This window comes from Aestuariibaculum marinum (genome assembly GCF_014596975.1).
Classification (GTDB): Bacteria; Bacteroidota; Bacteroidia; order Flavobacteriales; family Flavobacteriaceae; genus Aestuariibaculum; species Aestuariibaculum marinum.
The window spans coordinates 98,113-120,160 of record NZ_JACVXD010000003.1; the positions used below are offsets into that span (position 1 = coordinate 98,113).

Annotated in this window: 18 protein-coding genes; 11 read left to right on the forward strand and 7 right to left on the reverse strand. The window is 34.9% G+C overall.

The window, feature by feature from the left end; genetic code table 11:
• Positions 1-63: 63 nt before the first annotated feature.
• Positions 64-936, reverse strand: a complete 873-nt coding sequence (locus ICJ85_RS07770; protein WP_188223229.1) for a helix-turn-helix domain-containing protein — start codon at positions 934-936, stop codon at positions 64-66.
• A 93-nt stretch (positions 937-1,029) separates the two neighbouring features.
• On the opposite strand from ICJ85_RS07770, the gene ICJ85_RS07775 reads away from it, so the two are divergent.
• Positions 1,030-1,386 (forward strand): DUF983 domain-containing protein, encoded by a 357-nt coding sequence (locus ICJ85_RS07775; RefSeq protein ID WP_188217372.1) that lies wholly within the window; start codon positions 1,030-1,032, stop codon positions 1,384-1,386.
• Between the two features lie 27 nt (positions 1,387-1,413).
• Here ICJ85_RS07775 and ICJ85_RS07780 read toward each other — a convergent pair whose 3' ends face one another.
• The 5 genes from ICJ85_RS07780 to pepT form a co-directional block, all read right to left on the reverse strand.
• Entirely contained in the window at positions 1,414-2,265 is an 852-nt protein-coding gene (locus tag ICJ85_RS07780; protein ID WP_188223230.1) for a tetratricopeptide repeat protein, read from the reverse strand.
• Complete coding sequence (locus ICJ85_RS07785) at positions 2,265-2,780, reverse strand: hypothetical protein (RefSeq protein ID WP_188223231.1); 516 nt, start codon at positions 2,778-2,780, stop codon at positions 2,265-2,267. Before ICJ85_RS07785 ends, ICJ85_RS07780 begins: the two co-directional genes overlap by 1 nt.
• Positions 2,781-3,191: 411 nt before the next feature.
• Positions 3,192-4,757: a sulfatase family protein gene (locus tag ICJ85_RS07790; RefSeq protein WP_188223232.1), complete on the reverse strand. Its 1,566-nt coding sequence runs from the start codon at positions 4,755-4,757 to the stop codon at positions 3,192-3,194.
• 122 nt (positions 4,758-4,879) lie between these two features.
• Entirely contained in the window at positions 4,880-5,155 is a 276-nt protein-coding gene (locus tag ICJ85_RS07795; protein WP_188223233.1) for a hypothetical protein, read from the reverse strand.
• A 105-nt stretch (positions 5,156-5,260) separates the two neighbouring features.
• Positions 5,261-6,502, reverse strand: coding sequence for a peptidase T (pepT, locus tag ICJ85_RS07800; RefSeq protein ID WP_188223234.1), 1,242 nt, complete (start codon positions 6,500-6,502; stop codon positions 5,261-5,263).
• A 160-nt stretch (positions 6,503-6,662) separates the two neighbouring features.
• On the opposite strand from pepT, the gene ICJ85_RS07805 reads away from it, so the two are divergent.
• From ICJ85_RS07805 to ICJ85_RS07850, 10 genes are all read left to right on the forward strand, one after another.
• Complete coding sequence (locus ICJ85_RS07805) at positions 6,663-7,697, forward strand: quinone-dependent dihydroorotate dehydrogenase (RefSeq protein ID WP_188223235.1); 1,035 nt, start codon at positions 6,663-6,665, stop codon at positions 7,695-7,697.
• Between the two features lie 78 nt (positions 7,698-7,775).
• Positions 7,776-8,639: a hydroxymethylglutaryl-CoA lyase gene (locus ICJ85_RS07810; RefSeq protein WP_188223236.1), complete on the forward strand. Its 864-nt coding sequence runs from the start codon at positions 7,776-7,778 to the stop codon at positions 8,637-8,639.
• 145 nt (positions 8,640-8,784) lie between these two features.
• On the forward strand, positions 8,785-9,993 hold the full coding sequence (locus ICJ85_RS07815) for a DUF4856 domain-containing protein (RefSeq protein WP_188223237.1): 1,209 nt from the start codon (positions 8,785-8,787) through the stop codon (positions 9,991-9,993).
• A gap of 100 nt (positions 9,994-10,093) precedes the next feature.
• Positions 10,094-11,212, forward strand: coding sequence for an imelysin family protein (locus ICJ85_RS07820; RefSeq protein ID WP_188223238.1), 1,119 nt, complete (start codon positions 10,094-10,096; stop codon positions 11,210-11,212).
• Between the two features lie 63 nt (positions 11,213-11,275).
• Complete coding sequence (locus ICJ85_RS07825; RefSeq protein ID WP_188223239.1) at positions 11,276-12,631, forward strand: HTTM domain-containing protein; 1,356 nt, start codon at positions 11,276-11,278, stop codon at positions 12,629-12,631.
• Positions 12,612-15,035, forward strand: coding sequence for a TonB-dependent receptor domain-containing protein (locus ICJ85_RS07830; RefSeq protein ID WP_188223240.1), 2,424 nt, complete (start codon positions 12,612-12,614; stop codon positions 15,033-15,035). Before ICJ85_RS07825 ends, ICJ85_RS07830 begins: the two co-directional genes overlap by 20 nt.
• Positions 15,036-15,122: 87 nt before the next feature.
• Positions 15,123-17,852 carry an outer membrane beta-barrel protein gene (locus ICJ85_RS07835; protein WP_188223241.1) on the forward strand — a complete coding sequence of 910 codons (2,730 nt, stop codon included), beginning with the start codon at positions 15,123-15,125 and terminating at the stop codon, positions 17,850-17,852.
• 155 nt (positions 17,853-18,007) lie between these two features.
• Positions 18,008-19,480 carry an IMP dehydrogenase gene (gene guaB / locus ICJ85_RS07840; RefSeq protein WP_188223242.1) on the forward strand — a complete coding sequence of 491 codons (1,473 nt, stop codon included), beginning with the start codon at positions 18,008-18,010 and terminating at the stop codon, positions 19,478-19,480.
• A gap of 170 nt (positions 19,481-19,650) precedes the next feature.
• Complete coding sequence (locus tag ICJ85_RS07845; RefSeq protein ID WP_188223243.1) at positions 19,651-20,811, forward strand: PepSY-associated TM helix domain-containing protein; 1,161 nt, start codon at positions 19,651-19,653, stop codon at positions 20,809-20,811.
• A gap of 218 nt (positions 20,812-21,029) precedes the next feature.
• Entirely contained in the window at positions 21,030-21,680 is a 651-nt protein-coding gene (locus ICJ85_RS07850) for a sterol desaturase family protein (protein ID WP_188223244.1), read from the forward strand.
• Position 21,681: 1 nt separating this feature from the next.
• Here the strand turns inward: ICJ85_RS07850 and ICJ85_RS07855 are convergent, their stop codons facing one another.
• Complete coding sequence (locus ICJ85_RS07855) at positions 21,682-21,918, reverse strand: hypothetical protein (protein ID WP_188223245.1); 237 nt, start codon at positions 21,916-21,918, stop codon at positions 21,682-21,684.
• Positions 21,919-22,048: the final 130 nt, after the last annotated feature.

Consider the following 22,048-nt stretch of genomic DNA (forward strand, 5'->3'; position numbering starts at 1 on the left):
TCACCCAAAACAGAAGGCATCCTAAAGGCTGGATAAAGCATTATAGATTGTACTAATTGCTAATCAAAAATACTTTTTACGAAAATCCAATGGTGTCATACCCGTTTTTGATTTGAAGAATTTCGAAAAGTAGCTGTAGTCTGAGAATTCAAGAGTATGTGCGATAGCGCCTAAACTCTCGTGAGAATGTACAATTAATCTTTTGGCTTCCAGAATTATCCTTTCAGAAATTAGTTGGCCTGTTGTTTTATTTATTGTTTTTTTTACAATCCTGTTAAGATGCTTGGTAGTTATATTTAATTTATCGGCATAAAATTTAGGTAGCTTTTCTTTATACACATGTGTGTTTATTAAGTTTTCTAAGGTTTCAAGTGTGTTCGAATAGTTAGAAGAATTAAGTTTTTCTACATTAATATCTATGGTGTAAACCCGTGTTAACTCTATATAAATGTTATTTAGTGAATTCACTAGTTTTAATTCTCTTAAAAGATTGTTTTGTAAATATTCATTATAAACTTCTTGAAACTTCATGCTTAATTCCTGCAGCTTTTCAGGCGGTAATTCTAATACAGGAGGATTTTGATATGAATAATAAAAAGGAAACGCATGCAGCTTATGTTCTAAAAACTTTAGTTCATAAAATTCTTTGGAATGAAAAAAGATAAATCCTTCGGGTGGTGTTTCAAATTTCCAGAAATGCGTTTGCCCTGGTTTTAAAAAGAATACTTTGCCCGGGTTTATACGATAAGAGTTGAAATCAATTTCATGTGTACCTGAGCCCTCAGTAAACAGTACACACAGATAGAAGTTATGACTGTGTGGTTTGTTAATTAAATTCTTATTTAGCTGTATGTGATTTGAAAACGAATTTATGTACACATCATTAAGATGTACCGATTCTTTAAATTGATTAATATGTAGTACAGGTGTTATCATTATAAATGTCCTAAAAGTACAAATAATAGTGTATATATTATACAAGAAAAGAGCTTTTAGGTCTTAATTTTGCAGTTAAATAAATGGCAGGTTATGAGTAAAGTTATCAATGCTTTAAATTGCAAATGTCCGAATTGTAAAAAAGGAAAGATTTTTCTGAATAAAGGAAATATATTATTGTTGAATATACCTAAAATGAACGAGAGGTGCCAGATTTGTAATTATAAATTTGAAAGAGAAACAGGATTCTTTTTTGGAGCTATGTTTGTGAGTTATGCAATTGCAGTGGCACAAATGATTGCAAGTCTTGTGGTGTTTTGGTATTTTTTTGATTTATCGCCTTTAAGAGTTTTTGTAATAGTTATTCTGGTAGCCTTTCTGTTAAGTACTGTTAACTTTAAATTGTCAAGGTCTATTTGGATATATTTATTTTATAGGAATAAGTCTTAAAGCCAGTTTTAGCATGCTTTTACAAAGTTATGGGCTTGTAAAGCGACTACCGGTGTTGTAAGCCGTTTTTATTTCGTTTTCAATATCTTCTAAATATATTTTATCCATTGGATTTGAATATGGGTCGAACATTTTTCTTCCTCTAATATAAAGTTCTTTTGCTTTTTCCAGACAAGATTTAGATTGGATAGGGGTATTTAATTTTAGATAAGTCAGAGCTAAATAATATTGGTTTTCTGCTAATTCATTGTTTTCCGATTGTTTCTTGAATGTTTCAACTGCTTTTTTAAATCTTTTGGTTTCTAAATAAAGTACTCCAAGATGCAGATAATCATATGCTCCAACAAAGTCCTCTACTTCGTTTAGTTTAATTTGTTTTTCCAGAATTTCTATTGCCTTTTCTTTTTCTCCAATTGCTTTATAGCACAAACCTTTGGCTATGTTCAAATGATAAGTTCCATTTATGGATTGTCCAATATTATAGTCTACTAAACGATCCAATTTCTCTATGTCCTTAATTGCTCCTTTGTAATCTCTAAAGAATTGGTATCTACACCAACCTCGATAACCAAGATTATCTGTTGCCTCAAACTTAACAGCTTTGTCTATAAGTTTTTTCCAGGTCATAAAATCTCCACTTTTTAAATATGCAACAGATTTTTCACGGTAGGCATATGCAAATGTTGAATCAATCAATATTGATTCATCTAAAATTTCTTGAAATTTTTTAGAAAACTGATAGTGATTTTCAATTTGTTCAGCTTTTTTACAAGCCTTGTATTTTAAAGTGTCTCCGTAATATTTGTAGGCTTCGCAATTTGGTTGTGCTAACAAACTTAAAAATGGACACAGCGATATTAAAAGGTTAATGTGTTTCATTAAGGCAAAATTTCTGTTAGTTGTCCGTCTGTGATTTTGAATATTAGGTACATATAATAATCAACCGGTACTTCATTTCTTTTAAAAACATGCCAGTTTTCAATTCCTTTGGTTATTTTTAGAAGTTGAGAAACGATTTCTTTGTCAAATTCTTTTTCTTGATATTCATAATCCGATTGCAATACTCTAAACCTTCCTGCATTTCCTTCACAGTTTACAATAAACCGTATTCTGATTAGTCCATTTTGATTTTTATCTGATATTGGTTGATATTTTGATTTGAACGTGTTTAAAATTTTAGATTTTTCTCCGGTGTAAATAGGTCCGTCTCCCAGATTGAAATATTGAAGAATTTTATCGTCTCCGTTACAAACTTTAAATTCTGTTTCATCTATTTGGTTATTTTGCTCAATGTCTCCAACCCAACGTAAATATTTTCCTTTCAGGCTGGCTTTTTTTTCTAATTGACAATTACAAAGTATAGCGAGTAGTAATATTAAAAACGATTTTTTCATTTTACGCTTCATTCAAATGACATACAGGATGTGAATAAGTACACCTATACACTTAATCCTATAGTTTATATTCAAATATAAATAAATACCTACATAATGAACCGCTACTTAAGAAAAATACCTGTTAAATTCTAACGGATATTCATAGGTTTCCTTCGATACATGTTCGACATTCCTTCGGGGATTCTTCGGTAAAACCCTTATTTTACGAAGAAAACCCGAACAATTCCCGAAGGAAACTCGAATCAAACCCCCTTAAACCCTACTTGTTTGTGTTAAAAATAACAAAATTAATGTATTTTTGTAGTATTTTTAATTTGTTGTTTGCGTTGTTATACTAACCTCGCTTAAAAGCAAAATATTGCAATAAGGAAAGTGGTAGATAGGAGTAAGATGGTGTTCTGTTAATTTTTAAGGGTTTACAAAATCGATTTGTTTCCAGATAAAACTAATGGCGTCGTTGGGTTGTGGAGTACCGGGTGTACTTCGACCTTCTTTTATATATTTTATCAATAAGGTTTTTAAGGCTGTTACTTTTTCCGGATAACGGTCTTGCAGATTGGTGGTTTCTCTTGGATCGTTTTTCAGATTATACAATTGAATTTCAGGTAAGGTTTCAATCACTTCTTTATCACCTGGTTTAGGATAACTCCATCCTCCAGACCCTGGACACATCGTTAATTTCCAGTCGCCTTGTCTAATGGCAAAACTTCCGTTTATAGAATGATGAACTGTAGCTTCGCGTGTTGGTTTTTTAGGATTTGGTTTTTTAAATAGAGGCAACATGCTGTAGCTGTCTTCGCCTTCGTTGTCTGATAATTTGTAGTTTGTAATATCAGCAGCTGTTGCAATGAAATCGGTAGTACAGATAATATCGTTAGATACTATGCCTTTCTTAATATAATCCGGCCATTTAACAATAAAAGGAACACGGTGTCCGCCTTCAAAAATATCAGCTTTATGTCCGCGGTACTTGTCACTTGGATAATGACCTAATTCCTCCAATCCTTTAATATCCGCTGCAGGAGAGCAGCCGTTGTCACTTGTGAACACTACTAAAGTATTGTCTTCAATGCCAGCGTCTTTTATAGCTTTTATAAGTTGTCCCATATAATCATCCACCATCATAACGAAATCACCGTAAGGATTCAAATTACTTTTACCCTGCCATTCATCGGTAGGTAAAATAGGGGTGTGGGGTGATGGTAGTGCCAGATATAAGAAAAACGGTTGGTCCGTTTTTGCTTGCTCTTCAATATGTTTAAACGATTTTCTAAAAAAATTAGGGGTTACATCTTCATGAATAAAGTCTCTTGATGTTGGGCCTTTTCGCCACCAATGAAATTTACCGCCTCTTGAAGACACTGTGTCCGGTACCTGTGTAGGCATTCCGTTTTCAACATATACATAAGGCGCCATGTCTAGAGAACCGCTATGTCCGTATGAGTAGTCGAAACCAAGTTCTTTAGGTCCGTTTTTTATAGGTTTAGAAAAGTCAATATTATCAAAATCTTTAGCGTCCCAACCTTTTTTTGCAGGAGCATTTTCATCTTTTAACGCCCAGTCCCAGCCTAGGTGCCATTTACCAATAAACGCGGTATGATAACCTTGTTGTTTTAGTATGGAAGCTACCGTAGTACGCTTTGGTGAAATTAGCGCTTTGGAATTTCCAGTAAGAACACCCGATTTTAATGTACTACGCCAGTTATATCGACCAGTAATAATACCATATCGAGTTGGTGTACAAACAGAAGATGAGGTGTGAGCATCGGTAAACATTAATCCATCTGCTGCCAACTGATCTAAATGTGGGGTTTGTATTTTACTTTTTGTATTATAAGCTGAAACATCACCGTAGCCCATATCATCTGCTAGAACGTAAATGATGTTTGGTTTTTTTGCTTTTTTAATGTCGTTTTTTAGAGGGGTAATACTTGTAAATGTTATAAAACTTATAAGCAAAGTGATGATTTTCATACTGAAAGAAAAAAATTATGAATTAATGTAGTTCAAGTTTATAAAATACGTGACGGATTAGCAATAAACTTCGACGGACAGAGCGTTTAGAACAGTGAAAGTGTTATTTAATGTATTTTATCTTAATTATTATTGTACAAGGCTATTGTGTCTATTAATACAATTACAAAGAAAACAATAAATAATAAAAATCCAACAGGAATAGTAAACATGCCTAGCCAAGGCAGCACCATCCAGCTGCAATTGCCTTCATGACAAGGTTCTCCTGTATTTAATTCAGTTATCCAGGCACCAATTAGCCCAATAATAACGGGAGCTAAACCAATAAAGACAATAAGAAAAGTTAAGAACGGTACTCGTGTTAACAGGTGTTTTTTGCGTTTTACAATAAGGGGCATGGTAAGTAGTTTGTTTTTTTAAATATAATTCAAATTTGGTATAATAAAGAAAAACGCCTGAAACTTTAGTCTCAGGCGTTTTTAAGTAAATATAGTGTAATGTGTTTATTCTTGTTTTAAAGCGGTAAGTTCAGCAATTTTGCAAATCACTTCGGTTGCTTTAATCATACTTTCTACAGGAACGTACTCGTAACGTCCGTGGAAGTTATGGCCACCAGCAAAAATGTTAGGACAAGGTAGGCCCATGTAGCTTAACTGAGATCCATCGGTACCACCACGAATAGGTTTAATAAGAGGCGTAATGTCTAATTGTTTCATAGCTTCTTCGGCAATATCAACAATATGCATTACTGGCTCTACTTTTTCACGCATATTAAAGTACTGGTCCTTAATTTCGGTGGTAATGACTTCACGACCGTATTGCGAATTTAGCTCATCGGTTAATTTTCTTAAGACTTCTTTACGAGCCTCGAAATGACCTAAATCGTGATCACGGATGATGTATTCTAAAGTTGTTTCTTCAACTTTTCCTTCAACAGAGCTTAAGTGGAAAAACCCTTGATAACCCTCAGTATGTTCTGGTGTTTCAAAACGTGGTAGCGAATTAATAAATTCCTGTGCGATATACATAGAGTTCACCATTTTACCTTTAGCATACCCTGGGTGTACAATTTTACCTTTTACTTTTACTACGGCACTGGCGGCGTTAAAGTTTTCGTATTCTAATTCTCCAATTTGGCTACCATCCATGGTATACGCCCAGTCGGCACCAAATTTTTCTACGTCAAACTTGTGAGCTCCACGACCAATCTCTTCATCAGGAGTGAACCCAACACGAATGGCACCATGTTTAATTTCAGGATGATTAATAAGGTATTCCATGGCCGAAACAATTTCGGTAATACCGGCTTTATCATCGGCTCCTAAAAGGGTGGTTCCGTCAGTGGTGATTAAAGTTTGACCTTTGTATTGTAACAGGTCTTCGAAATAATCTGGAGATAAAACAATGTTTTCAGCAGCATTTAATACGATATCTTTTCCGTCGTATTTTTCAATAATCTGTGGCTTTACATTGGCACCAGTAAAATCTGGAGACGTATCAAAGTGAGAGACAAACCCAATAACAGGCACGTGATAATTTACGTTACTAGGCAGAGTTGCCATAATGTATGCGTTTTCGTCAATAGTAACATCCTCCATACCAATAGCTTTTAGTTCTTCAGCAAGCTTGTTAGCTAAATCCCATTGCTTTTCGGTACTTGGTGTGGTTTCAGATTTTGGATCCGATTCGGTGTCTACAGTTACGTAACTAACAAATCGGTTTATAATATGTTCTTTAGAAATCATATTAAAGACAGTTAAATGGATTAAATTTTAGTGTATTCTGGTACAAAATATACCGAGTGATTTTCAAGCTTCAAAAATACGATTATTAATTTTTTTGCTTTTAGATTTTACCGATTTTTTATTTAGAAGAATTAAGAGTACTTTTGCACAAATAATCGAGATGTATAAATTATTACTTCGTCCCATATTTTTCGCGTTCGATCCGGAAAAGATCCATCACTTTACGTTTTCATTAATAAAAATCACCTCTAAAATACCTGGTTTTAAAGCCATATTTAGAAGCTTGTATGTGGTTAACGATGCCCGTTTAGAACGTAAATTATTCGGTTTAACTTTTAAAAACCCTGTTGGTCTTGCTGCTGGTTTCGATAAAAATGCGGTCTTGTATAACGAGTTGGCTAACTTCGGATTTGGTTTTATTGAAATAGGAACGGTAACGCCTAAAGCACAACCTGGAAACCCTAAAAAACGTTTATTTCGCTTAAAAACCGATCAGGGAATTATTAACCGTATGGGTTTTAATAATGAAGGCTTAGAAGCTGCGATTGAAGCATTAAAGAAAAATAAAGGTCAGTTAGTTATTGGAGGAAATATTGGAAAAAACACCAATACCAAACCGGAAGATTATACGAAAGACTACCTGGAATGTTTTAACGCATTGCATCCGTATGTAGATTACTTTGTACTGAATGTAAGCTGCCCGAATGTAGGAAGTCACGCGAAACTGAATGATAAAGATTATTTAGAAGAATTGATTGGTGCTGTGCAAAATGCAAATAAAAAATTTGATAAACAAAGGCCTATTCTTTTAAAAATTGCACCAGATTTAAATAATAATCAGCTTGATGAAATTGTAGAGTTAGTGCAAGATACAAATTTGGATGGTGTTATTGCCAGTAATACGTCTACCGATAGAAGCGGACTTAAAGCAACTAAAGAGCAGTTAGTCGAAATTGGTAACGGTGGTTTAAGTGGTAAGCCAATTAAAGCAAAGAGTACGCAAACAATTAAGTATTTGGCTGATAAGAGTAATAAGTCGTTTCCGATTATTGGGGTTGGAGGTATTCACTCGGCTGATGATGCACTTGAAAAGATTAAAGCCGGAGCCGACCTAGTGCAAGTGTACACCGGATTTATTTATGAAGGCCCAAGTTTAGTGAAGTCGATTAACAAGGCTATTCTTCAAGAGAAATAAACAAAATCCCTGGTGCCTTTCCTAAGTTTGATAAAAAAAATGTACTATTTTTATCAACCTGTTATATTAAACTAATCAATGTCAAGTCCGATAAAAATTATTGAATGTCCGCGTGATGCCATGCAAGGCATCAAAGCTTTTATTCCTACAGAAAAAAAGGTCCAGTATATTCAGTCTTTGTTGCGTGTTGGGTTTGATACGATTGACTTTGGAAGTTTTGTCTCACCTAAAGCGATTCCTCAAATGGTTGATACTGCTGAGGTTTTGGCACAATTAGATTTGAGTAAAACCACCAGTAAACTACTGTCTATTATAGCAAATACCCGAGGCGCAACCGATGCTAGTGTGCACAAAGAGATAGATTATTTAGGGTATCCGTTTTCTATTTCTGAGAACTTCCAGATGCGTAATACGCATAAAACCATTGCACAGTCGGTAGTGACCCTTCAGGAAATTTTAAATATAGCCGATAGAACCAATAAAGAAGTCGTTGTTTATATTTCTATGGGCTTTGGTAATCCTTACGGAGATCCTTGGAATGTTGATATAGTAGGCGAGTGGACCGAACGTCTTCATAAAATGGGCGTGAAAATTTTATCGTTAAGTGATACTATTGGGAGCTCGAATCCGGAAAGTATTCAATATTTGTTTTCGCATTTAATTCCGCAATACTCACAAATAGAATTCGGAGCGCATTTACATACGACACCAGCAACTTGGTTCGAAAAAATTGATTCAGCCTACAAGGCTGGATGTAAACGATTTGATGGCGCTATTCAGGGGTTTGGTGGGTGTCCAATGGCGAAAGATGAATTAATAGGGAATATGCCTACCGAAAAATTACTATCCTATTTTACTTCAAAGCAAAATAACAACTTAAATGCTTTAAGTTTTGAAAGTGCTTTTAACGAGGCATCTAAGATATTTAAAACCTATTTTTAGATTCGTTGAAAAATTTTCAATGTTAGTCACTTAAATATAAAAATATCACTTTATTTATTTTTAATCTAAATAAACTTTGGCTATTTGTTAAAGAGTGTTAATTTTGCAGACGTCAATTAATTTATACTAAGTCTAAATAAATAAAATGAAAAAGTTTTTATCGATGGCAGCTGCGGCTGTGGTCTTATTTGCATCGTGTTCAGACGATGATAATGAATCAAATAATATTGAGAATCCAGCAACGTATACTTTTACACGAAATGGGGAGTCGACCGTAAGTTTTGGAGGTCAAACCACAAGAATAGCTATGGCAACCGAATTGGTTTCTGCTTTAAGTGTTTCTACTAATACAAAAGAAGATTTGTTAGCTATGTTTAACCACCAGTTAGGAGAGCCAGACTTTACTGATGTAAATCTAAACACTTCCGATAAAAATGTTCGTAGCAAAGTAGCAGCATCAGCAGACTTTTTTGCAGCAAACACAACTGATGCAATTGCAATTAAAGCAGATTTTGATTCTTGGATTTCAGAGCAGGCAGATAACGTATTTGTGAACTGGAATGTTTCAGCCGGGGCGGGTGTTGCAGGTAATATGCAACAGCTAGGAAGTACGACAGTCCGCTATTTTAATGCTAAAGGTCTAGAGTTAAACCAGGCGGTTGCCAAAGGTTTAATCGGCGGTTTAATGGCAGACCAGATGTTAAACAATTATTTAAGCGATGCGGTACTTGATGCAGGTGCTAACGTTACTAATAATGATAGTGATGTGGTTGAAGAAGGGAAGTCTTATACTACTATGGAGCATAAATGGGATGAAGCTTATGGATACCTCTACGGAGCGGAAGAAAATCCTGCGAGTCCGGTTTTAGATGCTGACCGTTTCTTGAATACTTACTTAAGACAAGTGAATGACGATGCTGATTTTGCTGGTATTGCCGATGAGGTTTACCAAGCTCTAAAATTAGGTCGTGCAGCGATTGTTGCTAAAAACTATACCGTTCGTGATGCTCAGGTAGCAGTAGTGAGGGAAAATATATCGAAGGTAATTGCAGTGCGTGCGGTACACTATTTACAGGGCGCTAAATCGGATTTGGAAGCAGAAGGAACTGTTGATTATGCGCATGCGTTCCATGAGTTATCAGAAGGTTTTGGTTTTGTTTACAGTTTGCAATTTACTAGAAAACCAGGTACCGATGTACCTTACTTTACACATGAAGAAGTGAACGCTTATGTTGATGCGTTATTGAATGATAATACTAATGGGTTTTGGGATGTGACGCCTGAAACTTTAGATACTATTTCCGCTGAGATAGCAGCAGCATTTGGCTTTACGGTTGAAGCGGCAGCAAATTAATTGAAATAATATTAGTTTTTTATAAAATTAAGCAGACTGAATTTTTAAAAATTCAGTCTGCTTATGGATATTTGCAAAATATTTAAGAACACAATAGGTTATGATTAAAAAAGTTGTTTCTGTAGTACTTCTAGCGCTGGTGATTTTCGCGTGTAGTAGTTCTGATGGTGGCGAAAGCAAACCAAAAGATAATTTTGACAGACAAACCATGTTAGTTAACTGGGCCGATAATATAATTATTCCGGCCTACGAGGATTTAGATAGCAAGTTAGGCGCATTGGTTGCGGCTAAAAATACCTTTACAGTAACAGCCAATCAGACCAATTTAGAAGCCTTACGTATAGCTTGGTTAGATGCTTACAAGGTGTGGCAACATGTTGAAATGTTTAACATTGGTAAAGCAGAAGTAGATTATTACAGTGCTTACATGAATATTTATCCAGCTAGCGTAACTGAAATTGAAAGCAATATAGCTAATGGCGGTTATGATTTAGCTTTGGCTAACAATCAGGATGCCGCTGGTTTTCCAGCCTTAGATTATTTATTATATGGCGTGGCGGCAGATGATAACGCTATTTTAGCAATGTATACTACAAATGCCAATGCAGATGGTTATAAACTGTATTTAAGTGATGTTGTTAATGAAATGAAGTCACTAACCGAAGCCGTATTAAATGATTGGACAACCTCGTACAGAAGTACCTTTGTTAACAGTACAGCAAATACAACAACAAGTTCAACAAACAAAATCACTAACGATTTTATTTACTATTTCGAAAAGGGGTTACGAGCGAATAAATTTGGTATTCCAGCAGGGATTTTTTCAGGAGGTGTTTTGTATCCTGAGAAAGTAGAAGCGTATCACAATCAAGAGGTGTCTAAAATTTTAGCTTTAGAAGCTTTACATGCAAGTCAGGACTTTTTTAATGGGAAAGCCTATAATGGAACTTCAGACGGCAATAGTTTTGATGATTATTTAGATTATTTACAAACCATTACCGATGGTGAAGATTTAACAGCGTTAATCAATAATCAAATGAATGCCGCCCGTTCTCAGATTCAAACGGTAGATAGTAATTTTTCCAATCAGGTAAATACAGATAATACAAGAATGACCTTGTCTTACGACGAGTTACAAAAAGTTGTTGTATTACTGAAATTAGATATGGTACAGGCTATGAATATTAGTGTTGATTATATTGATGCTGATGGTGATTAGTAACATGTTAAAATAAATGATTTAAAGATTCTCTGATGCGTTAGGGAATCTTTTCGTTTTTATATGGGGTTTAATACAAAAGCATATCTGCAAAGCAAAACAGATGCCGCACCATTAGCGGTGTTTAGAATTCTATTCGGTATTATGATGCTGTTTAGTATTATTCGCTTTTGGGCTAATGGCTGGATTGATAAATTATATATTAAACCTAAATTTCATTTTTCATATTATGGTTTTGAATGGGTAAAACCTTTGGGTGATTATACCTACTTGCTTTTTATTATTTGTGCTGTGGCAGCTCTGTTTATAGCTCTGGGTTTAAAGTATAGAATGGCGATTATCGTATTCTTTTTGAGTTTTACCTATATCGAACTCATGGATAAAACCACCTATTTAAATCATTATTACTTTATAAGCTTACTGAGTTTTTTAATGATTTTTTTACCTGCTAATGCGTATTTTTCGGTAGATAATGTATTAAGGAAAGCGTCTTATAAAACCATTCCAAAGTGGTGCGTAGATAGTGTAAAACTCCTTTTAGGAATTGTTTATTTTTATGCAGGATTGGCAAAGATTAATTCCGATTGGTTATTTCGAGCCATGCCATTAAAAATATGGTTGCCCTCAAAATATGATTTGCCTTTTATAGGCGAAAGCCTCATGCAGCAGGAGTGGTTTCATTATGCCATGAGTTGGTCTGGTATGCTATACGATTTAGCCATTCCGTTTTTACTGCTTTACAAACGTACCCGATGGTTCGCCTTTGCTTTGGTGGTATTCTTCCACGTGTTTACAAGGGTGCTTTTCCCAATAGGCATGTTTCCGTTTATCATGATTGTGTCGACGTTGATTTTCTTCGAAGCCGATTTTCATAATAAAATAATAAATACTATAAAAGGTATTTTAAAACTTAAAACTACGGTAGATTTGAAGCCTGTTTTAGAGGTTAAAAGGGAAAAAGCCCTGGTGCCATTTTTAACAGTGTTTTTTGTTATTCAGTTGCTATTTCCATTTCGATATGTATTATATCAAGGTGAATTGTTCTGGACTGAAGAGGGTTTTCGGTTTTCATGGCGTGTGATGCTTCTGGAAAAAATGGGACATACTACTTTCACGATTAAAAATGCGAAAACGGGAGCTTCATTTGTGGTTAGAAATCGCGATTTTCTGAGTTCGTTTCAGGAGAAACAAATGAGTTTTCAACCCGATTTTATTTTAGAATACGCACACTATTTAGGCGATCATTTTACATCGCAAGGGCATAAAAATGTACAGGTGTTTGTCGAAAGCTATGTGGCTCTTAACGGTAGGTTGAGTCAGCCATTTATAGACAAGACCGTCGATTTATATAAAGAAAAAGAATCATTCTGCCATAAGGCATGGATATTACCATTTACCGATGAAATTAAAGGACTTTAAATTATTAGTAATATTACTTTTGGTTGCAAGTGTCGCACAGGCGCAACATAAAATTTATGGAACAGTAACCAAAACAGGAAGCAATGAAGCAGTTGCCGATGTTGAAATTTTCAGCAAGACTTCAGGTTTGCTGGCAAAAACAAATGTTTCAGGGTATTTCGAATTTAATACCAACAAGCAGGATTTAGATTTAATCTTTTTTTCCTTCGAGTTTCAGGTTAAAGAATTGCCGGTTTCTGTAGCTAATGATGCTGAAATTAATGTAGAACTTGTTCCGTTATCGGTAAGTCTTTCGGAGGTTGAAATCACGGCTAGAAAAGCGAGGTTATTCGAATTATCACGTTTAAAAGATGTTGAAGGCACGGCTATTTATGCAGGCAAGAAGACCGAAGTAGTTTTGGTAGATCAGTCTATGGCCAATTTAGCATCTAACAATGCACGTCAGATTTTTAGTCAGGTGGCCGGTTTAAATATTTACCAGAACGACGATGCGGGATTACAGTTAAATGTTGGTGGTCGTGGATTAGACCCGAACCGAACGGCCAATTTCAATACCCGTCAGAATGGATACGATATCAGTGCAGATGTTTTAGGATATCCTGAAAGTTATTATACGCCGGCATCAGAAGGTTTAAAAGAAATTCAGGTGATTCGTGGGGCGGCATCGTTGCAGTACGGAACACAGTTTGGAGGTCTAATCAACTTTAAAATGAAGGCGCCAAATCCGAATAAACCTTTTGAACTAATTACAAGAAATACCTTAGGGATTTTCGGATTGTATACCAATTTTACCAGTATCAGTGGGACAAAAGATAAGTTCAGTTACTATAGTTATTTCAACTATAAAAAAGGTGATGGATTCAGACCAAATTCAGAATTTGAATCTAAAAATGCCTTTGCACATTTAGGGTATCAGTTTACAGATAAAACTAAAGTTACTGGAGATATAACGTATATGCGTTACCTGGCACAGCAGGGCGGTGGTTTAACTGATAATATGTTTGCCACAGATCCTTACCAAAGCAATCGTGAGCGTAACTGGTTTCAGGTAGATTGGTTGTTGTATAATTTGAAATTAGACCATAAGTTTTCAGAACAAACCAATTTCACCTTTAACTTTTTTGGTTTAAATGCGTCCAGAGATGCTTTAGGGTTTAGGTCAAATCGTGTCGATCAGGTGGATTCTGGAGAGGAGCGTGATTTAATAAAAGGGGATTTTAAAAATTTCGGATTTGAAGCGCGTTTATTGAGTAAGTACAATATTGGTGAAAAAGACGCAACTTTTTTAATTGGAAGTAAGTTTTATAAAGCCAATAATTACCAACAACAAGGTCCGGGTAGTGATCGTAGCGATGCGGATTTTAACTTTTACAATGATCAGTTTTCAGATTACCAAAGTCAGTCGCAGTTCGATTTACCTAATTTGAACACTTCGGTGTTCGGAGAAAACATTTTCTATTTAAATGATAAATTATCGGTAACACCAGGTTTCCGTTTTGAGTATATTAGAACACAAAGTGAAGGATTTTATCGTCAGATAAACAAAGACGCTGCGGGTAATGTTATATTGGATCAGACCATTGATGATAATCGAGATTTTGATCGCGCTTTTGTTTTATTAGGGCTGGGCGTGAGTTATAAACCTGTAAACGGAATGGAAGTTTATGGGAACATTTCACAAAACTACCGTTCGGTAACCTTTTCAGATATAAATATTAATAATCCCGCATTTGAAATTAATCCGGATATTACTGATGAAAAAGGATTTACAACCGATTTAGGAATTCGTGGAAATTTGAATAATGTCGTGTCTTATGATTTAGGAGCTTTTGCTTTGTTTTATAACGGGCGTATCGGGTTTAAACAAATAGAAACCAGTCAGGGCGTAAAGAGCGAACGTGGTAATATTGGTGATGCCGTGATGTATGGTGTAGAGTCTTTATTCGATTTTAATTTGAAACAGGTGTTAGGTCTAAATAACGATTTTAGTTTTAATTATTTTGTAAATACCTCGTTTATTAATTCGGAATATACAGCTTCAGAAGCTACAGGAGTAGAAGGTAATAAAGTGGAGTTTGTACCAGATGTGAATTTAAAAACTGGATTAAGGTTTGGCTTCAGAGATTTATCTTCCAGTATTCAGTATACGTATTTATCGCAGCAATTTACAGATGCAACCAATTCTGTTGATGGAGGAATAAGTGGTGTTGTTGGTGAAATACCAAGTTATGATGTGTTAGATATATCTTTAGCTTATACTTATAAGCGCTTCAAACTGGAAACCGGAATTAACAACGTCTTAGACAATGCTTATTTCACCAGACGTGCCACAGGTTATCCTGGGCCAGGTATTATTTCGTCAGCACCAAGAAACTGGTATACAACCCTTCAAGTAAAATTTTAAGGCTAAAACCTTAGGTTTTTTTTAACATTATTAGGTTAAACTTTACAAAAAAAGTAATGTCTAAGCTACTATTAACCTAACTAGAACATGTTGAAAAAGTTATTGCTTGTTTTTCTATTGTGTTTCGCAACGACACTATTTGCCCAAAAGTTTACTTTAGAAGGTATTGTAAAAGATGAATATACCAAAGTTTTAGAAGGAGCAACAGTATATATTCAAAGTATAAAAGATAGTGTGCCTATGGCTTACGGTATCACTAACAAGAATGGAGAATTTTCCATTCAGGTTAATGTCGAAGACGATAAAAAGGCTATTTTCAACATTGCTTATTTAGGCTATAAACCTTACTTAAAAGATATCGATGTACCTGAAGGCAATACATTAAATTTAGGTGAAGTAGTATTACAAGATCAGGTAGAAGAACTTAATGTGGTGTCGATTGTAGGTAAGGCTCCACCAGTGGTGATTAAAAAAGATACTATTGAATATAACGCCGATAGTTTTAAAACCTTACCTAACGATAAAGCCGAAGAGTTACTTAAAAAGTTACCCGGTGTAGATATAGATTTAGATGGGAACATCACCGTTAATGGAGTAGATGTGGAAGCTGTAAATGTGGATGGCATGCGCTTCTTTGGTGAGAAAAAGGGAAATATTGCCTTAAAGAATATTCCAAGTCAGGCCATTAGTAAAGTTCAGGTAACAGATTACAAAACTGATATGCAAAAGTTCACCGGAGAAGAATCGACTTCGGGAACTAAAGAAATCAATTTAAAGATTAAAAAAGGGCAAAACCGTGCCATGTTTGGTGATGTGAAAGGTGGTTATGGAACAGACGATAAGTACCAGGCGAATGCCAATTTGTTTCAAATGATAGATGGCAAACAGATTGGACTTATAGCTGGGACCAATAATATAAATTCGTCAAGAGGCTTTAATGCACTACCAGATACCGATACCAGTAATGGATACATAGAATCAGATTTTGTTGGAGCAAACTTCTCAAAAGGACGTTGGGACGAAACCCGTATTAATGCAAATTACAGGTATAGTGCCCAAAGTTCAGAAACAGAGCGTAAAAGTAATCGGGAAACCTTTTTGCCGGATTTAAATTATATAACCGAATCTAATAATAAAGGCTTTAATGATTCGGAATCACATACAGGAGATTCAGATTTGAAATTTATCATAGAACCAAAAAATAAGGCATCGAATAATAGAGTTCAGATTTCTAATGAAACCTCTTTTAATACAGCAAATACAGATTCAGGTTCTACGTCTAAAAGTACTTCGGAATACACCAATGGCGACTTGGTAAGCGATTATACAAGTACTAATCAATCCACATCGTCTAATTACAATATTAATAACAGATTTCGCGTAACGCCTGCGCGAGGTGGTGGTGGAAACTACTTTAATATTGGCTTAAATACCGATTTTAGTAAATCATCTTCAGACAGCAAAAAGTATTCTGAAAATATCTTATATAACAGAAATGAAACGGTTATACAAGACCAGATAAGTAATACCGATAGTAATAACAGTAATATTGGTATTAACGCAGAGTGGAGTGCCGAGTTGTTTGATGATTTTAGAATTATACCAAGCTATAATGCCGATGTAAATTCACAAAGTAGTGAGCGCTATATTTATGATTATGATGCAGGTAGTGATTCATATGATAGCTTCAATGAAATGTTAAGTACCGATAGTAAATATATTGCGACTACAATCAGACCTTCCTTAAGGTTAAGATATCAACTCAATGATTTTCGTTTCGAAGTTGAAGCTGGCCACACAACTACCTATAGAAGTTATAAAGATCAAATTGTTGAAGCACGTAATTTTAAAGCTGATTTTGAGTATTTAACATATTCAGGTCGCATTCGGTACCGTGATGAGAATGGTTACAAAAGAATTTCATTAGATTATAATCAAAATGTGAATTTGCCTTCGATGAGTCAGTTGCAACCCGTTGAAGATGTAAGCAACATTACACATATTCGTGTGGGGAATCCGTTTTTAGAACCACAGATTAATCATAGATTACGTTTCAGATACCAAAACAATTTAGCGTTTCATAATATCAATATTTCAGGAAATGCCAATGCAGGTATAACTCAAGATAAAATTATCAATTCTACAACCACCGATAGTGATTTAAATAAATTAACGACCTATACCAATATTAACGGTGATTATTCTATAGATGGCGATGCGTCCATTTCAAAGTCTATTTATAATAAAAAGACGAATATTAACATTAACGGATCATTTTCAGCGAGCTTCAATAATAGTCTGTCCATGCAAAACGGTGTTAAGTTTACTGGCCAGACTACCAGATTTACACCGTCTATATCATTTAGATACGCATACGATAATAAAATTGAATTGAGTGCACGTTATAATTATTCAGCATTTAAAAACGTATATGATACCGATGCATTTAATGATAACGATTATTTTGTACAAAATGTGAATTTCGATTCCAACATATTTATTATCAAAAACTTGTTTGTTTCTAATAAAGTAGCTTACCGCTATAACAGTCGTGTAGGAGATGCTTTTGATGGTGATGCTGTGTTTTGGAATGCAGGAATAGGGATGGAGTTATGGGATAATAAAGCCACAGTAACTTTAGTAGGCTACGATGTTTTAGGGAAAAATAATGGCTATAGACGTAATGTAACCGAAACTTATATTGAAGACGTAGAGAATAGAATATTAGAACAGTATTTTATGCTGAACTTCACCTATAAGTTTGGAAGCTTTGCCGGGCAACCTATGAATGTTGGTGGTGGGAGACGTCGTCGCTAAACACATATCATGTGTCCGATTGTAAATAAACATTCGGACACTTTTTATTTTACAGATTTTGAAATAGAAAATATTAACAATAATTTAGTTTCTTATTTCTTAAAATCAACTTAAAAATTGTGTATATTTGCACGCAATTAAAATGTAATTGCATCATGATCGCACATCAAAATAAAATAGTAGGAGAAGGACTAACCTACGATGATGTCCTTTTAGTTCCAGCTTATTCAGAAGTTCTTCCTCGCGAAGTAAATATCCAAACAAAATTTACGAGAAACATTACCATTAACGTGCCAATTATTTCGGCTGCGATGGATACCGTAACTGAAAGCAAAATGGCTATTGCTATGGCGCAAGAAGGAGGTATTGGTGTGTTACATAAGAACATGACAATTGAAGCGCAGGCTTTAAAAGTAAGACGTGTTAAGCGTGCAGAAAGCGGTATGATTATCGATCCGGTAACCTTGCCTCTTACAGCGACTGTTTTAGATGCAAAGGCTTCGATGGCTGAGCACAGTATTGGAGGTATTCCTATCGTTGATGAGGAAGGAACCCTAAAAGGGATTGTAACCAATCGTGATTTGCGTTTCGAGCATGATAATAAACGTGCTATTGTTGAGGTGATGACAAGTGAAAATTTAGTAACTTCATCAGTAGGAACTTCGCTAAAAGATGCTGAAAGCATTCTTCAAAAGCATAAAATTGAAAAGCTACTTATTGTAGATGACAATTATAAATTATCAGGTTTAATTACCTTTAGAGATATTACTAAATTAAAGCAAAAGCCAATCGCAAACAAAGATGAGTATGGACGCTTACGTGTTGCTGCGGCTTTAGGTGTAACTGCCGATGCTGTGGTAAGAGCTGAAGCTTTAGTTAATGCCGGTGTAGATGCTGTTGTAATTGATACAGCTCACGGGCATACGCAAGGGGTGGTTAAAGTTTTAAAGGAAGTAAAAGCTAAATTCCCTGATTTAGATGTTATCGTTGGAAATATTGCAACAGGTGAAGCTGCGAAATATTTAGTTGAAGCTGGCGCTGATGCTGTAAAAGTTGGTATAGGCCCAGGGTCAATTTGTACAACACGTGTGGTTGCAGGTGTAGGTTTTCCTCAGTTTTCTGCTGTATTAGAAGTAGCAGCAGCTATTAAAGGTTCCGGTGTTCCTGTAATTGCAGATGGTGGTATTCGTTATACAGGAGATATTCCTAAAGCGATTGCGGCTGGTGCAGACTGTGTGATGTTAGGGTCACTTTTAGCAGGTACTAAAGAATCTCCTGGTGAGACTATTATTTACGAAGGACGTAAATTTAAATCTTACCGAGGAATGGGATCTGTTGAAGCAATGAAAGAAGGTAGTAAAGACCGTTACTTCCAGGATGTAGAAGATGATATCAAAAAATTAGTTCCTGAAGGTATTGTTGGACGTGTACCTTACAAAGGTGATTTATACGAAAGTATTCACCAGTTTATTGGTGGATTACGCGCAGGTATGGGATACTGTGGAGCTAAAGATATCGAGACTTTAAAAGAAAAGGGACAATTTGTTAAGATTACAGCAAGTGGTATTAACGAAAGTCACCCTCATGATGTAGCTATAACAAAAGAATCTCCAAACTATTCAAGATAGTTTACCAGATATAATTATTGAAAAACCCAACAAATACTTGTTGGGTTTTTTTTATCGACATATTTTATAAATCTTTTTATTTGTAATTAGTCTAAATAAAATTTGTTTTGTAAGAGTTGGGTTATATATTTGTTGTGTATTTAAAAGTCAGATAAAGTAATAAAGAAAGTATGGCAAAAAAGTCTACCTACGGTTTTAGAAAGTTTATTAATGATATTCATTTATGGCTGGGAATTGCCAGTGGAATAGTTATTTTTTTAGTTTGTCTTAGTGGAACCATCCTGGCTTTTGAACACGAAATAAAAGATTCTTTTTCTTCATCAATTGAAGTTGAAGAGCAAGGAAATAAGTCTTCAGTAACACAACTTGTTAATACTGTAAAGAATTCCGATTTAGGATTTGTAACGGGGGTGACGCTCCCTGTTGCTTCGGATGCGCCTTATGAGTTTTCAGTAAAGAAAGATCTAAAAGAGCGTCGCGGATCTAAAGTTCATGTGAATCCTTATACCTCTGAAATTCACAAAGTAGAAAAATCTAAAGCTGACGGATTTCTTATGTCGATGTTTAGACTTCACCGATGGTTACTTCTGGATATTAATATCGGACGTCCAATAGTAGGTATAGCAACAATTATCTTTTTGGTGTTATCAATTTCTGGTTTGGTATTGTGGTTTCCTAAAAAGATTAAATGGAAGCAAATTAAACAAGGTTTTAAAATTAAAACCGATGCCAACTGGAAACGAATTAATCATGATTTGCATAATACACTGGGATTCTATTCTTGCATCTTGATTCTTATAATGGGAATCACTGGGCTATGCTGGTCTTTTGAAGGGTATAGAAATGGATTAGGAGATTTAATAGGCGCCAAGATATTTGATCGTGGTGGCCGTTTCGAGCATGAATCTGATGCAAAACAAGGACATACGATTTCTATTGAGGAGGCTATAGCAAAAGCAAATCAAACTTTAGATTATGACGGTGAGTTGTCGGTAAGCTTTCCTGACCAGCGTAATAGTTATTATCGATTTTCTAAAGTTTCAGAGGCAAGTTGGTCACCTGTAACATCAGATAAATTGTATATGGACCTTTCAGGGAAGGTATTAAAAGTAGAGCGGTTTGCAGATAAACCTTTGAATGCACAGATTGCTTCGTTAATAAAACCAATCCATACGGGAGAAATATATGGCATGTTTTCTAAGGTTCTGTACTTTATTGCCTGTTTAATAGGAACAAGTTTGCCTGTAACAGGAACCATTATTTGGATTAATAAATTGAAAAAAAAGAATAAGAGAAAGAAGACTAAGCCTATTTTAAAAAAGGTAGCATAAGTGGGTAAATAGTATTTTAAAATAATAAAAAAGCTTCTGTAATTGCAGAAGCTTTTTTATGGTGATTATATTAATTACTTGTTATTTGTTTGATTTTATTATCTTTAAGTAGGATAAAATTTAAAGTTATGAAATGAGCCATAGGAAAAGTCAATATCGACTATAATGATTCTTGGCGAATTACATCTGACGGATAAATAATAATAAAATTTAAACAGATGAAGCAACAACGAGTAACCACAGATTTTTCTACTGGACAGGCCCAAATTTTTAAAAACCCTTTTTTAGAAAGCCTAACAAAAACCAATCCAATCTCAAATATTATAGTCTATGGCGTTACCGTTTTACTTTTGGCATATTTGGCTATCGCCGGCGTAGGATTATCGGTTTTAAGTTTTGTTATTTTATTTTGTACAGGTTTTGTGTCCTGGACTCTAGCTGAATATTTATTGCACCGCTACCTGTTTCATTGGTATAACGACTGGAAATGGACACAGCGATTCCATTTTATTATGCACGGTTCGCATCATGAGTTTCCAAAGGATAAAGAACGTTTGTTAATGCCACCTGTTCCGGGGTTAATTTTAGCATCGTTTCTTTTTTGTGTTTTCTATATTCTATTCTGGGTTTTTGGATTTTCAAGATATACCTTCGGGTTTTTTCCAGGCTTCTTTTTAGGGTATTTAATGTATTCTTTTGTACATAGAGCGATTCACGTAAAACGACCACCGAAACGATTTAAATACCTGTGGCATCATCATAATTTACATCATTATCAATATCCAGATAAGGCCTATGGCGTTTCGAATACGTTCTGGGATAAAGTATTTGGAACAATGCCTCCTAAGCCTAAACGTAAACAGGTGTAATCTAATCTTGGTAAACTTGTCCGCGATGCGGTTTTAATGCATCTCTAAGCGGTTTCATTTTGTCTTCATTAACCACTAGATAGGCGATGGCGTGAACGTCATTTATCTCTTCAAAACCAGTTAAGATATTATCTAACTTTTCAATTTGAACGTATTCCTTTAAATGAATTTCGTGATGTTCAGCTGTTTTATGGGCTGAAGGACCTCTAAAGTCCCATATTAATTTAAGTCTGCGCATGCGATTTGTGAAATAAAAATGAAAGTCGAAAGTTAAAAAGATATAATTAAAATAGCACTTAAAATTTATCTTTTCAATGCTAAGGGAAAGCCACTTGCATTATAGCATTATATTATTATTTTTGTTGCTA